Source organism: Bacillus sp. SRB_331 (assembly GCF_003264175.1).
In the GTDB taxonomy this organism is placed as follows: Bacteria; Bacillota; Bacilli; order Bacillales; family Bacillaceae_G; genus Bacillus_A; species Bacillus_A mycoides.
This window is the reverse complement of the sequence record NZ_NADV01000001.1, coordinates 229,654-245,524: the sequence shown is the minus strand read 5'-3', so window position 1 is coordinate 245,524 and position 15,871 is coordinate 229,654. Positions and strand designations below refer to the sequence as shown.

The following is a 15,871-nucleotide window of genomic DNA, read 5'->3' as shown; positions in this document are numbered from 1 at the left end:
AATATTAAAAAGCCTAATTTCTCAATTAAATGTGAAGAAATTAGGCTTTTTTCATTTAGTGATGAAACCCATTATCACATTTCGTATCATGTGGCATAGGCCCGTCCAGGGAATCCAGAAAGGCAACGGTCTGTTTGAGGTTCCTCAAAAATAAATGCGCGAGATCCATGGAAAATCCATTTCGAACCACAACGCGCATAATCGTCACCGCTTCCATATCTGGAGGCAATGGATAGGCGGGTACTTGCCAGCCAAACACACGCAATTGTCGAGATAAATCATAAAGATTCCAGTTTAATGTGTAACCATCTTTCAGTCGCCAAGCGAAAACCGGAATATCCGAACCATCGGACAAAAGTTCGAACGGTTCCATATTCTGAATCGCCTTGCTAAGAAAAAGAGCGACTTTCTGAGAAGCTCTTTGGACATCATAGTACCCACTTTTCCCCAAACGCAGGTAATTGTAATATTGCAGGAGCACTTGTGCGCCAGGACGAGAGAAATTCAGGGCAAAAGTCGGCATGTTCCCGCCCAAATAGGAGACGCGGAAGATTAGATCCTCAGGGAGATCTTCAGCTTCCCGCCAAATTATCCAACCCAACCCAGGGTAGACTAATCCATATTTATGTCCGGATACATTGATGGACTTCACCCTCGGTAATTGAAAATCCCAGACTAAATCTGGTTGAAGAAACGGTGCTATAAATCCCCCCGAAGCTGCATCCACATGCATGGGAATGTCGAGGCCCGTCCTCTCCTGCAAATCGTCCAACGCTTTCGCAATGGCGGCAACCGGTTCGTAAATCCCGGTATAAGTCTCACCGAGAATCGGTACCACACCAATCGTATTTTCATCCACGGCAGCGAGGACCCCCTGAGGATCCAATCGGGGATGCTCTGGGCTAACCTTCACATAGCGTGGTTCAACCTCCCAATAGTTCGCGAATTTTTCCCACACGACTTGAACAGCAGAACTAAACACAATATTGGGCCGATCCACCGGCTTCCCTTCGCTTTTGCGTGCATTTTGCCAGCGTCTCTTTAACGCAAGCCCCCCGAGCATACATGCTTCCGACGATCCAGTTGTTGAAACGCCCATAGTCGTAAGGGGAGTGGGCGAATGCCAGAGGTTTGCTAAAATACGGACACACCGCTCCTCAATTTCGGCTGTCTGTGGATATTCATCCTTGTCAATCATGTTCTTGTCGAATGATTTGGCATATAAGTGCTCTGCGGCAGGCTCCATCCATGTGCTAACGAATGTTGCAAGATTCAAGCGGGCATTGCCATCAAGAGCAATTTCATCATGGACGATTTGATACGCTGTTTCTGGTAACATACCTTCATCAGGCATCTGAAAGCGCGGAACGACTGATTCTCCTTCGCGGGCAAACAGAGGATTTACAGAAAACTCGTGAGGCAGCTCCATTTGCACGTGACGCGGTAGATATTGTGGATTATCTGGCAAGATCTCTTTTCCTTCGTATGCATCGTTTTGAACTTCTGCTTTTCGATCTTGTGGCATACAAGTCCCCCTTAATTAATTGTTTAACAAACATATTATTTACAAAAAAGCATTTGTTACACCAAGGGGACAATTCTAATAAAAGGTGCTGCCACCATTCGAATTAAAGGAGAAGCCATGAATGGACTTGCAAGAGCTATTTTCTTCAGAAAACAAGGTGAGCTTAGGGAACAAACCATACAGCATCAATTGCAAAGGGTCAGTGCCTTAAACATAATTATCAATGCCATCAGTATCTGGAATACTTTACATCTAACAAAAGCAGTTAAATATCAAAAACGGATAGGTAGTTTTAATGAGAACTTATTGCATCATATGTCATCTTTAGGTTGGGAACATATCAATTTACTAGGAGAATACCATTTTAATTCAGAAAAAGTGGTCTCATTAAATTCTCTAAGACCATTGAAACTTTCTTAGTGTTGTAAATCCACATTTTCCTGACTCTACCCCATGCCCATCAAGCTAACCAAGTACACCATTTACAAATTCAAAAGAATCCCCCTCAAAGCATCAGCTTTAAGGGGGTCCTCCTAGTATTTTCTCTCTTCATACAATCGATTTGCTTTATACGAAAAAAATAAAAACATATCCACCGCAACTGGGATAAATAACCATAAAATACCTCTCATTAATGCAAATGGTGTTTCAAATAAAAATGATCCTAAAAATGCTGCGCCGTGCATATCCCATAATCCTGGTGTATAGTATAGGCCTTTCGGATTTAACATCACTCCTAAATCAATTGTATTATTAAACATAAATAGCATTAATAGAGGAAAATAACATATTGCTAATTCTAAAAATGTCTTAGATAAACGTTTATACTTCCCTGCTCGTGACATTTGATCTGAAAAAATGTCATCTTCACTTTCCTCATCTATCTTTTTAAAATATTGCGTGCCTGCCCACCATTTACCGGCTATATGCTTCCAGCCGCTATCTTCAAATAACGTACAATAATTAATAAAATCACTTCGTCTATAAAATATTCTATAATCTATTTTAATTGTCGCATTCTCTGGTTCTGCGATTTTAAATTTATAACCGAATGTATTACTTTTTAGTTGATAGCCTTTCCAAGCCATCTCTTCTAACCATTTTTCCTCTTTCTCAAAGTCTAAAAAGAATTTCAATCTCCACATCTTCGCTTCCCCCTAACTATACATTTAATAAGCTTTTTGTAACCCCAATAATGTGCTGCATTCTCATAAAGTCTAAATGTAATACTTCTTTCCCGCGTTCAGTAATGACATACACTTTTCTTCGTTTATCTTCACTTTTTACCGATTCTATTAATTGTTGCTTTAATAAATTTTCAACCGCACCATATAATGTACCCGCCGCAATTTTCACTTGATGATTACTAAGTTCCTCCACCTTTTGCATAATTAAATATCCGTGTGCTGGCTCTAATAAAGCTAAAAGAACGTAATACGTTGTTTCCGTTAATGGTAAATTTTTATCTCTATTCATAAAGACCTCCAGTGTAACGATAAATATATAGCCAAACTATATAGTTCAACTGTATAGTTTGATTTTATACAGTTAGACTGTATATATCAAATTAAGGTATAAAAAAATAACCTAGATCCCTTAAATGGATCTAGATTATTTTTAATACATAAACGTAATCGTCACTAAAGAATATCCTTCTTTCGCATTATACGGCTCCGCTTTATAAGAAACACGGTTCGCTCCTTGCGGATAACCGATGTCTCCAATTACTTTTTTCACATCTTGCAATGCGCCATCCATTGATTGTTTATAAAGAATTTCAATCTTTGCTGACTTTGTGCTATAACGTTGCTGCATTTTATTTTTGAATTCATTATAGTTATTTGCGATATATTCATTTCCTAAATAATTTAACTTTGTATCTTTCAATATTTGCTGATATGCAGGTGTTTTCGTACCACCTGTCGCAATTTTATTTGTTAATGTACTATAATAATTTGTTGTAGCCTGCGGATAGTCCCCGCGGTTCCACTCATGATTTCTTGCAATTTGCTCGTCAGATAAGTTGAAATAAGAATACGTTACGCGGCCTTGTTCATCTGGCACTGGATCATCGAATGTTGTATCAAGGTGATACCATTTGTTTTCGATTTTCACCAAGTTCCAAGCATGAGGCTGACCGTCTCCAGTTCCTACTACAAAATGATTCTCAATTCCAGCTTCTTTTAATAATTGATAGGTTAATAGTGTGTAACCTTGGCAAACGGCAGAACGATTCGCGAGTGCCTCATATGCTGTATACGCTTTATAAGACGTATCGTAAGAAACATGTTTTACAACATAATCATGAATCGCCTTCACTTTTTCATGATCATCCATCCCGACTTGAATAATAGAAGGAACGATCGCTTTCGCTTGTTTCATCACATATTCTGTTTGTTCTTTCGTTTCACGATACGTAATATTTAGCGTAAACGTATAATTCCCTGGCGATCCAGATAGTGAGTATGAAACATTCGATCTATTATAATTTGTATACTCATTTTTACTTGCGACTTCTTTATATGCGGTGAAAAGTGTATTCATCACTTCTTTTGTATTACTGTTTTTCGTTTTATATGGAAGTGTAATGTTCGTTTCGTACGTATTAATACGTGTTTGCACTTCATTTTTGAATGCTGCTAATAATGCCGCATCTCCTGTATCTTGCACCGCAACCTCAGGCTTTTTATATTTCAATGCATTATATAAAAACTGTGCATACTGTTCACGCGTTACCGTTTTAGCTGGTTCAAATTTCCCGTCTCCTGTACCAGATGCAATCCCGTTTGACTGCACCGCACTAATCGCATTTTCTGCCCAAAATCCATTTGGAACATCATTAAATGTATGTTTTTGTTTAGCTGAAACTTGGAATGCATTTTTAATAATTTGCGCCATTTCTGCGCGGCTAACAGAATCTTTCGGTCTAAAACCGCCATTTCCATCACCTTTAAAAATCCCCAATTTCGTTAACGTTAAAACCTCTTCCGGAAACATTGTAGAACCTGAGCGAATATCTCCATACGGATTATTTAAAGTAGACCCATCTTGTAATACATAACGAGCACCATCATTACTAAACGTACCGCCTTGCTTATTCGGTACTAACACACGATAAATTAATGCTGCAACTTGCTCCCTCGTCGCAACATCACCAAAACCAAACATCCCATTTCCATAACCTGAAATAATATTTTTGCTCGCTAAGTCTTTAATCGCAGGATATGACCAGTGCGATGTTGGTACATCAGAAAAAACACCCGCTTCCGCAGCTTTCACATCACTGCCATTTGTATATAATAACGCACCACCAATAAGTGATAATGATGTAATTGATTTTAATAGTTTTGTGTACATAATGCCTTCTCCCAATACGTCTTCTATTTTTTTGTTGTTTTTTGTCGAAAAATCTAAAATAATATGACAAAACACATTATACAATCAAAACTTTTCGGAGGATATACTGAATTTCAAAATATGCAAAAATTCATATCACTATAGGGATTCATACTGATATTATGCTATTTTACTTGCGAATATATAAAGTGAAACTTTAATCAGTGGGGGTTTTGTTCATCCCCCACTGATTAAAGTTTCACCAATCGGGCGTTTACGGGCAGTTGATCTCCCACCTAACTTCTTTGCTCCAACCGCATTTTAAGGTGGGAGTTTTACTGCCCACAAATAGCGGGATAAATAAAAAGAAAAACACTAATGTAACATTGTAAATATACATATCGCTTTTTGAGCTTTTATTTCGCTAAAATGTATCCTAAAAAACAATGCTATCTCCATTAAAATCACAATATAATCCTGAGAACATACCTTTTAACATGATTCATTGTAATTAACTTAACTTTTTATTTGCTAAGAAACTTTGCAACAGAACCTAGTAAAGTCTCAAAAAACAACTTATTATCAATCAATATTTAGTAAAAATATATTAATTCTTTAGAATCCCTTTAATTTTCATTATTCTTTGTTTAAGGTTATCCTTTATATTTATAATGTGTTTATTTGAATTTATCATATTGAGGCAGAGTTTCACATGACTATAAGCAATTCGAAAAATGGAAAAAACAAGGTCCCCATTAGATTAATTATACTGTTTTTTTGCGTCTTTTATCTATTTATGTTAATTACTATGCAGCTAAGAAAAGTACATTTTATTGATGGATATACATATAAGAATGTAGTTAAAAAACGAGAGAATGCGACAATTAATATTACAGTTCTGTGCGGGAAAACTTGGGTGAATTCAAAGGCATTAATACGACAATTGATTGGGATCGTAATTACGGAAATGGTAACATATGAAAACGATGGAGAGAGGAAATAAAATGAATTTAGTGAACTTACGTCCTAAACAGCGGTCTAAGTATCGCATTCTACTAGGGACATGGTATTACTCTACAAAGAGGTACATTCAGTGGTTAGCAGATGGAAAAACATATGCAAAAACGTTTCAACAAGAAAAGTTACCCTATACAGCGATTCAGCACCGAACGATACTACTTCGTAAGCTCAAAGATGTAGATATGTGGTATCAACAGAATAAAGTTGTTAATTTGAAGATTGCTATTAAACAACTAAATGGTATCGTCATTAGACCGGGAGAAACATTCTCTTACTGGCGTTTAATAGGTAAGCCTACGAGGAGAAAAGGGTATGTAGAGGGCATGATACTACACTATGGATCTTTTCAAGCAGGCATTGGAGGAGGGCTTTGTCAGCTTTCAAATTTAATATATTGGATGACCTTACATACACCATTGACAGTAACAGAGCGATATCGTCATAGTTTTGATGTCTTTCCTGATTCCAAGCGGACCCAACCATTTGGAAGTGGAGCGACTTGTTCTTATAATTATTTGGATTTACAAATCAAAAATGGAACGGACCAATCGTATCAACTTCACCTTTATATTACAGATAAGCATTTAGTCGGTGAGTGGAGAATTGCCCATCCACAGCTTTATCAATATGAAGTATATGAAAAAGAACACTCAATCCAATCTGCATACTGGGGTGGTTATATACGACATAATGTTATTCAACGTAAAGTATATACTCAACAGAAACAGTTTATAGAAGACCAATATGTAACGGAGAATCACGCTATAATGATGTACGAACCACTATTAGCTTATAATAATGAGGAGGGTGAGTGAAGGTAACATTGGTGTATCAAGTATTTTTGTCTAGTAACACACTACATGCCTCTCTTCATATAATTAATAGGCACAACCCTTTTTGCAACATAACTTTTTCTTGTTAAAAAACTTTGTAACAGAACCTCTTTTTAGGTTCTAGTGTGAAAATAAAGGGATGTGATAATTAATTTTTTCTGTACATCATAAAAAATCAATTATACTTATCATTTCTTACAATCAAATCTGATAAGTATTTTGTAATTTAATAAAAATTTCGTATGAGAATGTATTTTTGCTCATGCATTTCAATTAATTTGAATCATGCTACATTGTAATTTACTGATTTATTTCTACTTTTAAAACTAAAGCGGCATGCTACATAAATCTATTTTGATTTCTCGACATATAAATCGCTGCTATGCAGAATATAACAGGACCGCTACTGACTTTCTCCCTTTGTTTTATACCTCGTATGTGGAAGGAAAAGGAAATTTTCCGGAGATATCATTTCTCGTTTTTATTGAAAATAAATTTTATATCTTCCTTTCCAATGAACTGGTTCCTAAACTAAACTGCCACGTTTCCAGAATAAGAAAAGAGCTGTCCATAAGTCAGTTTCACCAACTTATGGACAGCTCTCATAGTTTCACCTTATTCTATCGATGAATCCAAACTGCACCTGCAGATTTGTCTTCAGCTTGACCTACTACTTCAAACTTCAATCCTAGTTTCGGCAACTTACGTCCTGCATCTGGAATAGCGCTGTTGATGTACTGCTTAGAATCATCAAATTTTGCAACGCCTGGTAATCCTTTATAGTCAAAGATACCGCGAGTTGGTGAATCTACTCTCCATGCTGGCGTTTGATCAAATGAGAATGCCGCATCGGCAATTTGATAACGCGTACTGCTCTTCACAGTCGGTTGTCCGTTTAATGTACCTACGATTGCCTCTGGATGAGAATCTACTACTCCTAAGAATCCTTCACCTGGATGAACACCTACCCAGTTATCTGTAAAGCTTTGATCCGCATACCATACAACCATTCCTGTATTAAAGACTGGACCACGCGCATGTTGTAACGCCGTGTCAGAACCAGCGTAATTTCTCCACTCTACATAGTAGTTATTTTTTTTCTGTTCCAATCCGTTAGATACAGTAAATCCTTTTAACGTCATTGCTGGCCCGCCTTCTGCATCATCTGAGAAAACAACTTTTCCATCTACAGTTAATGCAGCATTATCTAACGCAAATCCTTTATAAGCTACTGCAATATCTGTTAAATACTCAAATTGCAGTTTTACTTTTTTCCCTTTGAATTGGCTTAAATCGTATGATTTATCAACCCACTTACCATCAGTTGTATCCACGCCGCCTTTTACATCTTTTTCGCCCATTCTATCAATACGTACCTTCGTTCCATCTTCTGCAATCGCATATACGTCAAGGAAATCATACTTCGCTTCAAGTTCATAGAATGCCTTATAATCGAACTTAGCATCCTTTGCATTTGTTAAGTCAAATACTGGTGTCTCAAGTGTTGTATGAATATCATTTCCTTTTGTGCTGTAATAAAACTTCTTACCAAATGCTGACTCGATATTTTTAATATCTTTGTCTGGCAAGTTAACACGAACGATTCCTGGTCGTTTTGATTTTGTAACACTTTGATCTAAATATGTTGCAACACCGACTCCCGTGCGAAGTTTATCATAATCTACCTCAACGATATTCGCCCAGTTGCCATTCATATTCTTTTGGAAAAACTCTTTATTTTGTGGTGAGAAACTTGTTGGCTCTGTTCCTGCAATTTTTCCAGCCCAGCTGCCGCCACTCATAATAGACCATGACTCAACAGGTTCACCTTGTCCTGAGTACTTCGTATCGTATTCATCTGGTAATCCTAAATCATGACCATACTCATGCGCAAACACACCAACTGCTCCATCTTCAGGCTCGATTGTATAATCGTATGCAGCCATCTTTCCGCCCCAATTCGAAACAGAAGATTTTGTGCCATCAATCGCATATGGCTTTGATCCAAGTTTTGAACGATGAGACCAAATCGCATCATCTTTCAATTTACCGCCGCCAGCTTCTTGACCAACGCCAGCATGTACAACCATTAAATGATCAATAATGCCATCTGGCTCGTTTTTATTTCCATCACCATTTTGATCGTATTGATCAAATTGGTCATAATCAGCTAAGTTAATTCCTTTTGCTACCGCTGCTTTTAATGCTTCTTTCACAAGATCACGCGGCCCTAAAGGACCTTTGTTATCATGGCCAGTACCTGCATCCGCACCATAATCTGAAGCTTTTCCTGGAACAGTAAGCCATTCCGTTACAGTTCCATCCACTGTGTAGCTCCCGCCAGATTGTTCTTCATAATATTGTTTAAATGTGTTAATCTTCGATCCATCAAATAGCGTAAATGGTTCATTACCAAATAACATTTTTTGATAATGTTCACGATTGAAGTCCTTAGAATACATGTATCCTGGCTCTTGATCAATATTGTTATGCTTAAAATCGCTAAATTCTACAAGTAAAACAAGTACTTTATCTTTTCGAACAGCACCGTTGTACTCTTCTTGCTTCGCTGGTGCAGTAGGTACTTTTCCATTTAATTTACTAGAATTCAATCCTGCACTTTGTCCAGCTACTGGCCCTACTGTTGGCTGCTGCGCCTGTTCATTTTCCTTCATTTTTGCATCTTTTACTTTTTTCATAAAATCAGAAGCTTCTTGCGTAAGACTATCTCCTGTCAAGATTTCTTTACCAGGGTTTTCCCCTTTCTTTTTCTCAACATATTTCTCGACAGCTTTTGACGTCTCAGCTTGTGATGCAGATTGATCAATTACGCCCCGTTGTTTTAGCGCTTCTGCCAAACGCTCATCCGGTATTAAATGCTCATCTATTGGTAGAGATGATGGCGAATCAGCATACGCCGCATAACTTCCAAAAGCAAAACTACTACTTAGTACTGCTGCTGTTGCTAAAACTGATAATGGTTTTAACTTCTTATTCTTTTTCAATGCATTTCCTCCCCAGTGTCTGCGAATTATCGTTTTTTTTGCCGATAGCAACATAATATTCTCTTTATAGAGAATATTCAATCTTTTTCAACAAATAAAATGTTGAGAAATATTTTTTTGTGCAGGGTGGGATACATAAGATAAAAAAATACAAACCTTCTACTAGTTTATGTTTTGCACATAACCATAAAGTGGGATCACTCGTTCTTTTGTTTTGATGGCGATAGAGTAGTGCTAGGAAAGGAAATAACAAACAGCCCAAGTTCCTCATTGGAACTCGGGCTTTTTGTTATTTGTATGAATACTTTTCATATGGATTCTTATAAGATTCTGAATCAGTTTATGCAGATTCACTTTACAAAAAAGCTGTTATTTATTTTAAGTGCAATAGTCATATTGGCTCGATTCACTTATTTTTTGGCAGTAAATAAATGATTACCACCTAAGGAATCCTATTGAATTCCTTTTCTATTTATATTCTAATTATCACTTAAATCATCAGAAAATTATTGGTTTTTTTCTTTCCATGTTTAATTCCCCGTTTCAACAATTATCAGGTGCCCCTAAAAAACATCTGACATAGTGTTCATTATTCCACTAACATTTAACACCCCTTGTGAATTTTCAAAAAAGTCATTTTCGTCGATATAATTCCACACAGAAAATCAAAATTAAAAATCTATTTCAACCTCCCAAAAGGTACATATTTTAAAAACGTGTTTGATTTTCATATAGTGAAAATCAACTTTACAAAAGTATGAAAATATTAAGCTAATAAAATGAAAGTAAACTTTTATTTAAAAGTTTACTTTAGAAAATAGATAAAAATAATTTTTTATTCATATCATTTGCAAACATAAATATCCAATAAATATACTTAATTACAAATATAATGGAAAGGTCTTGATAACATGTTGGGTATTGATGTTATAAAAACAACAGAGGAACTAATTATTAAATGGCAATTAGCAAAAGTTAATATTCCATTAAATGAAATTATTGAGGTTACTGAAGATGATACTTATGCTGGTGTTGAAAAAGCTGATGCAATTCGAATTGGGACACCTTATGGTACAACTGATCGCATCTTAATTAAAACTAAAAAACAAGATTATGTACTATTTACTACTAATAAGATTTCAATTTTAAATAAAATAAATTCTTAATTATTTTATTGATTTTGTATAGATTTTTTAGATTAAAAGACGACTAATGTAAAGTCGTCTCTTGTTTTCCTCATAATAAAATGAAAGTAAACTAATAAATATTAGTTTACTTTCGTTTTCCCTTAAATATTGACTTCTCACTAAATCTCCTGATATCCTCAAAATACACAACAAAAGTATACATTCAAAACACTTTAAATAAAGAGGTCAAAAATCCATGAACAAAAAACCACATCTCATTGATGTCCAACCCATCCGTAGCAAAGAACAGATCGAAGATATGAAATGGGCCCTTAAACGTCATTGTTCCGAACGAGACTATATCCTATTTTTGATTGGTATTCATACTGGATTACGTGTTAGTGATCTACTTCAGCTTAAAGCACACACTATCGTAAAACTAAAACGAAAAAAGAGAAAAGAATTCAAAATCAAAGAAGGAAAAACAAAGAAAGAACGCATGATTAACCTTACTTCTATTTTTGATGAAGTCTATTCGTATGCCCAAACACTAGAAAACAACTGGTTATTTCCTTCAAGAAAAGGAGAGAAACCCATTAGTAAGATCCAGGCTTACCGACAATTGCAAAAAGCCGGAGATTTTGCCAATATAGAATCCATCGGGACCCACACCATGCGCAAAACCTTCGGCTATTGGTTCTATAAACAAACAAAGGATGTGGCTATGTTGCAAGAAATCTTAAATCATAGCACACCACAAATCACACTTAAGTACATTGGCATCAATAAAGAAGAAAAAGATAATGTCCTTGATACATTCGTTATTTAATCCCTTTAAAACATAACTTTATTAAAAAATAAATAAAAGAAGACTAACAATTAAATGCTAGCCTTCTTTCTCTTGTTAAAACATTAAATAAATTATTTAACATCCAAATAATTTCAACATAAATCCAAAATTACATTTAATACTAATTATTTATAAAGGGTTTTTTAATCCCTCAATAAATGAACCAAAACTATCTGCAATTTTGTAAGTATTCCTGTCTTCACTTGACTCTGCAAAATAAAACGAATGATCCCAATAGTAAACACCATAATGCTTTGGTTCGAGAATTAGAACGATTAATCCAGAACCAGGATCATCACCAATTATTAGACTCTCGGGCAACATGTCTTCTTCAAATTCTTCATGACATTCTTTCAAATCAAAAGTCTGATCTACATTAATACCATATAAAACATCTAAAGGAATTTCTTCATGCAATTCCTCTACAAAAAAATTACTATATCTTTTTTTAGAAGTTCCTCCATTATAATCACGTAAAAATATTTTATAGTCATCTGGGAGTGAACAACCTAAAAACTCTTCGAAACTTTCAATTTCCTCTTCAGTTGCATTTCCAAAAGGATTTATATTCATATATAATTCACTCCTATTTAATCTTTTAATTTTTTAGAAAGAGACATCCCACCCATATGTGTAAACCTTCTATGCATTTTTTTATTAACTTCTTGCATTGTAGTTAAATCTTGATGGTGATGCCACGTGTTTTCATCTAATTTAGGTCCGTTTGGTGCAAGTTCATCTGCTATAGCAAAATCTTGATCGTACTTTTTAAATTTACCTATTGGAACTTCTTGTTTTACCATTCCAGCTGATTTAAAATCAGGAAATCCATCAGTATATGTTACCTTATTAGGAGGGATTTCCCAATCAGTATACGTCCAAACACCTTCTGTATCAATTTCTATCTTTCCACCTTTTTTCATCCATTTTACAGGGTCACGAGAGTAAGATGGTTTTGTAGCAAGTTGTTCTTTTGTAAGCTTAGAAATTTCTGACGCGTTATTTGCGCCCTTAACAGATCCACCTTCACCTTTAGCAAATTGATGAGTCGATAACTTTTCTTCAACTTGTCTAAAATCAGGCATATCAGATCCAAATCGCATACCACTTCCACTAACATAAGCAAAGCGATCCCCCATTTGTAAATTACTTGTAATATGCGAAACACTTTGTTGAATCTTATTTTTTGTTAGTTTAGTTACTTTACCCACTTGACCTAATTTACTTGCTTTACTTAATCCTTTATCACCAATAAGTCCTAATCCAACTTGTGTTAAAGCATAACTTCCCCATTTGGCACGACTTTCAGCATCTCCATTTATTACATCATTAATAAATGAATCTGACAATACATTGTACATGGTACTAAGAGTATCAATAGGATGCAACGCAGCATTCCCCATGTTTTCCCACGTTTCCCATTTACCAAGTGCCTTAAATCCTTCTATTTGAAGTGATTTTTATCGATTGGGCCGTTTTCCAAAACACAATTAAACAACGTGAATTCCATATTTATAGGAACTCACGTTGCTTCTTTTAAAACTATTATCTTAGTATTTATAAACATACATATCTTTACGGAGAGAACATCTAGCAAAATTACATATCACTCAACTATAAAAATCCCCTCCACCATAAGGCAGAGGGGATCTTCTAATTCCTATTTCAAACTACCCGCAATCTCCGTAAAGATAACCCCAAGCGCATGTGCACCTGCATCTGGATAGCCTAAGCTTCTTTCACCAACTGTACCAGCGCGGCCCATACGAGCTACGATTTCTTTCGTATACTCTGCGCCTTTAACCGCTGCTTCTGCTCCTTTTTCAAAGGCAGTTTTCACGTCTACTTCGTTCGAAGCGCTATCTAACCAAGAATCTACACATGGAGCTAGTGCGTCAACAAGTGTTTTATCACCAACTACCGCTCCTCTACCGAACGATCTTTCACCGATAGATTGTATGCCTTGAAGTGCCGCTTGCAATATTTCAGCGAACTCTTTAGCTGTTAACTCACGTTTTTCGCCTGCTGCTTTACTAGCTGCGCGGAATGCTCCGCCCCAAATTGGACCAGAAGCGCCGCCGCAATGTTCCATAATAATCATTGAACAACCGTCAAGGAATGATCCGATCGTTACATTCTCTTGTCCTAAAATAGAATGCCACTCACGCTTTAATTGCTTAAATCCTTTTGCAACACTCATTCCGAAGTCTCCGTCACCTGCATGTGTATCTAACTCACAGAACGGTACTTCATTTTTAATAATAATGTCACTCATTTTATCAACGAGATAAATCATGTTATTTAATGTAATGACATTATCTTTAATAACAGCGTGCTCTTCCGCTGTTTCTATTTCGAAGGAAACTTCCTTCTCTTCTACATCTTCAAGCACATTCACGTACTCTACACTTTCAACTGGTCCATCTACTTTAAACGCTGGTGTATTACACTCTTTCGATAACAACGTTTTTAACTCGTCATCTAACTTCATTACTGTTAAAGACATACCTGCCATATCAATACTCGTCATATAGTTACCGACGAATACTCTATTAATTTTAATGTTTCTATCAGCTAATTCTCTCGTAACTGCATTATTAAATAGATATAGTTCTTGCAGTGGTGTTCCGCCAAAACCATTTACTAGAAGCGCGATTTCCTCACCATCTTTTACTCCTAAATCTTTTATTAAATCATTTGTCATACGGTTAGCTAATTCATCTGCTGACAGCGTTTTTTCACGTTTAATACCTGGTTCACCGTGAATACCTACACCGTATTCCATTTCATCTTCCGCAAGTGTAAAAGTAGGTGATCCGCTTGCTGGAACTGTACAAGAAGTTAATGCTAAACCGATTGTACGCACGTTAGCCGCTGCTTTTTCCGCTACAGCTTTCACCGCTCCTAAATCCATTCCTGCTTCCGCCGCTGCGCCGGCAATTTTATGAACTAAAATAACTCCCGCAACGCCGCGGCGTCCTACTGTATACAAACTATCTTCTACCGCAATATCATCGTCCACTTTTACGTAGTCTACTTCAATTCCATCTTCAGTCGCTAAATGCGCACCGTTTTTGAAATTCATAATATCGCCGCTATAATTTTTAATAATTAATAACGTACCTTTTTTACTAGCTGTTTCTTTAATTGCTTGATAGACCTGAATTTGCGAAGGAGAAGCAAACACATCTCCGCACACTGCCGCATCCAGCATTCCTTTTCCGACTAGACCTGCATGCGCTGGCTCATGACCACTACCGCCGCCACTAATTAACGTTACTTTATTTTCATTCATTTCTTTCTTCTTAATAACTTTATATTTTTTCAAAAGCTCAAGCTCTGGATGAGCCATAACCATTCCGTTGCACATTTCCATTACTAATGTTTCTGGTTTATTTATAATCTTTTTCATTGTGATTCTCCCTCAATTCCTTTAATATATTGTGATATATTTGAAATCTTCTTCTTACTACTCATGTTAAAATGAAAGCGTTTTATAGTAAACGGACAAAATGGACAATTTGTCTAAAGACACTTCTTTCATTTGTAGATAGGATTTTCATATTACTACATTCTAGGGATGATTCAGATGACCTCTTCTATAATTTCTAAAAAGATAATCGCGAACTCATTGAAACATTTAATGGAAACAGAGTCGTTTCATAAAATATCAGTAAGCGATATTATGTTACACTGTCCAATGCGTAGGCAAACTTTTTATTACCATTTTAAAGATAAATTCGAACTATTAAGCTGGATTTATAAAGAAGAAACGAAAGAAAATATTATAGACTTTCTTGATTATGAAACATGGGAAAACATTTTCGATTTATTATTTGATTACTTTTACGAAAATCAAAAATTTTACCGAAATGCATTTAAAGTCATTGAGCAAAACTCGTTTAATCACTATTTATTTGAGCATACGAAAAACTTATATATGAAGATTATTGATGAACTATCGATGAGCTGTGGATTCAGCCTTTCTGATGAGACAAAAAATACGATTGCCTCTTTTTATAGTCACGGCTTCGTTGGGACGATAAAAGATTGGATTGAAAGTAAATGTGAAGTAGATCCATCCATTATGTCTTCTCTCATGAAAAATATGATAAACAATCAATTACTACTTTTACTTGAGCAATCAGCAAAGTAATTAAAGGGTGGCAAAAGCA

Annotated in this window: 12 protein-coding genes and 3 pseudogenes; 6 read left to right on the top strand and 9 right to left on the bottom strand. The window is 35.9% G+C overall.

The window, feature by feature from the left end:
- Positions 1–55: 55 nt before the first annotated feature.
- Positions 56–1,525, bottom strand: coding sequence for a glutamate decarboxylase (gene gad / locus B5P42_RS01355; protein WP_044440239.1), 1,470 nt, complete (start codon positions 1,523–1,525; stop codon positions 56–58).
- Between the two features lie 105 nt (positions 1,526–1,630).
- On the opposite strand from gad, the pseudogene B5P42_RS01350 reads away from it, so the two are divergent.
- Positions 1,631–1,945, top strand: a pseudogene (locus B5P42_RS01350) (Tn3 family transposase); the annotation flags it as partial.
- Positions 1,946–2,058: 113 nt separating this feature from the next.
- Here B5P42_RS01350 and B5P42_RS01345 read toward each other — a convergent pair.
- From B5P42_RS01345 to B5P42_RS01335, 3 genes are all read right to left on the bottom strand, one after another.
- Positions 2,059–2,670 (bottom strand): DUF2812 domain-containing protein, encoded by a 612-nt coding sequence (locus B5P42_RS01345; protein WP_113733450.1) that lies wholly within the window; start codon positions 2,668–2,670, stop codon positions 2,059–2,061.
- A 16-nt stretch (positions 2,671–2,686) separates the two neighbouring features.
- Positions 2,687–3,001, bottom strand: a complete 315-nt coding sequence (locus tag B5P42_RS01340; RefSeq protein ID WP_001078071.1) for a PadR family transcriptional regulator — start codon at positions 2,999–3,001, stop codon at positions 2,687–2,689.
- 141 nt (positions 3,002–3,142) lie between these two features.
- Complete coding sequence (locus B5P42_RS01335) at positions 3,143–4,882, bottom strand: S-layer homology domain-containing protein (RefSeq protein ID WP_113733449.1); 1,740 nt, start codon at positions 4,880–4,882, stop codon at positions 3,143–3,145.
- Positions 4,883–5,573: 691 nt separating this feature from the next.
- On the opposite strand from B5P42_RS01335, the pseudogene B5P42_RS33060 reads away from it, so the two are divergent.
- Positions 5,574–5,777 (top strand): annotated as a pseudogene (locus tag B5P42_RS33060) (hypothetical protein); the annotation flags it as partial.
- A gap of 88 nt (positions 5,778–5,865) precedes the next feature.
- The gene (locus B5P42_RS01320; RefSeq protein WP_088292383.1) at positions 5,866–6,696 is read left to right on the top strand and encodes a VanW family protein; all 831 of its coding nucleotides are present in this window, start codon (positions 5,866–5,868) and stop codon (positions 6,694–6,696) included.
- Between the two features lie 638 nt (positions 6,697–7,334).
- Here the strand turns inward: B5P42_RS01320 and B5P42_RS01315 are convergent.
- A complete protein-coding gene (locus B5P42_RS01315) occupies positions 7,335–9,719 on the bottom strand; it encodes an immune inhibitor A domain-containing protein (protein WP_181458769.1) in 2,385 nt (794 codons plus the stop codon).
- A gap of 911 nt (positions 9,720–10,630) precedes the next feature.
- Between B5P42_RS01315 and B5P42_RS01310 the strand changes: the two genes are divergently transcribed.
- Together B5P42_RS01310 and B5P42_RS01305 are read left to right on the top strand one after the other, a co-directional pair.
- Positions 10,631–10,885, top strand: coding sequence for a SunI/YnzG family protein (locus B5P42_RS01310; protein ID WP_113733447.1), 255 nt, complete (start codon positions 10,631–10,633; stop codon positions 10,883–10,885).
- Between the two features lie 217 nt (positions 10,886–11,102).
- Positions 11,103–11,675 (top strand): tyrosine-type recombinase/integrase, encoded by a 573-nt coding sequence (locus B5P42_RS01305; RefSeq protein WP_113733446.1) that lies wholly within the window; start codon positions 11,103–11,105, stop codon positions 11,673–11,675.
- A gap of 150 nt (positions 11,676–11,825) precedes the next feature.
- Here the strand turns inward: B5P42_RS01305 and B5P42_RS01300 are convergent, their stop codons facing one another.
- From B5P42_RS01300 to dhaK, 4 genes and pseudogenes are all read right to left on the bottom strand, one after another.
- Entirely contained in the window at positions 11,826–12,269 is a 444-nt protein-coding gene (locus B5P42_RS01300) for an SMI1/KNR4 family protein (RefSeq protein ID WP_044440254.1), read from the bottom strand.
- A gap of 17 nt (positions 12,270–12,286) precedes the next feature.
- Positions 12,287–12,619, bottom strand: coding sequence for an HNH endonuclease (locus B5P42_RS01295; RefSeq protein ID WP_258397380.1), 333 nt, complete (start codon positions 12,617–12,619; stop codon positions 12,287–12,289).
- 60 nt (positions 12,620–12,679) lie between these two features.
- Positions 12,680–13,144 (bottom strand): annotated as a pseudogene (locus B5P42_RS32450) (cytosolic protein); the annotation flags it as partial.
- Positions 13,145–13,356: 212 nt separating this feature from the next.
- Complete coding sequence (gene dhaK / locus B5P42_RS01290; RefSeq protein ID WP_113733445.1) at positions 13,357–15,108, bottom strand: dihydroxyacetone kinase subunit DhaK; 1,752 nt, start codon at positions 15,106–15,108, stop codon at positions 13,357–13,359.
- A 177-nt stretch (positions 15,109–15,285) separates the two neighbouring features.
- On the opposite strand from dhaK, the gene dhaS reads away from it, so the two are divergent.
- Complete coding sequence (gene dhaS / locus B5P42_RS01280) at positions 15,286–15,852, top strand: dihydroxyacetone kinase transcriptional activator DhaS (protein ID WP_113733444.1); 567 nt, start codon at positions 15,286–15,288, stop codon at positions 15,850–15,852.
- Positions 15,853–15,871: the final 19 nt, after the last annotated feature.

Coding starts and splice junctions, on each gene's coding strand:
- gad (WP_044440239.1), bottom strand. CDS start 1,525: ATGCCACAAGATCGAAAAGCAGAAGTTCAAAACGATGCATACGAAGGA.
- B5P42_RS01345 (WP_113733450.1), bottom strand. CDS start 2,670: ATGTGGAGATTGAAATTCTTTTTAGACTTTGAGAAAGAGGAAAAATGG.
- B5P42_RS01340 (WP_001078071.1), bottom strand. CDS start 3,001: ATGAATAGAGATAAAAATTTACCATTAACGGAAACAACGTATTACGTT.
- B5P42_RS01335 (WP_113733449.1), bottom strand. CDS start 4,882: ATGTACACAAAACTATTAAAATCAATTACATCATTATCACTTATTGGT.
- B5P42_RS01320 (WP_088292383.1), top strand. CDS start 5,866: ATGAATTTAGTGAACTTACGTCCTAAACAGCGGTCTAAGTATCGCATT.
- B5P42_RS01310 (WP_113733447.1), top strand. CDS start 10,631: ATGTTGGGTATTGATGTTATAAAAACAACAGAGGAACTAATTATTAAA.
- B5P42_RS01305 (WP_113733446.1), top strand. CDS start 11,103: ATGAACAAAAAACCACATCTCATTGATGTCCAACCCATCCGTAGCAAA.
- B5P42_RS01300 (WP_044440254.1), bottom strand. CDS start 12,269: ATGAATATAAATCCTTTTGGAAATGCAACTGAAGAGGAAATTGAAAGT.
- B5P42_RS01295 (WP_258397380.1), bottom strand. CDS start 12,619: ATGAAAAAAGGTGGAAAGATAGAAATTGATACAGAAGGTGTTTGGACG.
- dhaK (WP_113733445.1), bottom strand. CDS start 15,108: ATGAAAAAGATTATAAATAAACCAGAAACATTAGTAATGGAAATGTGC.
- dhaS (WP_113733444.1), top strand. CDS start 15,286: ATGACCTCTTCTATAATTTCTAAAAAGATAATCGCGAACTCATTGAAA.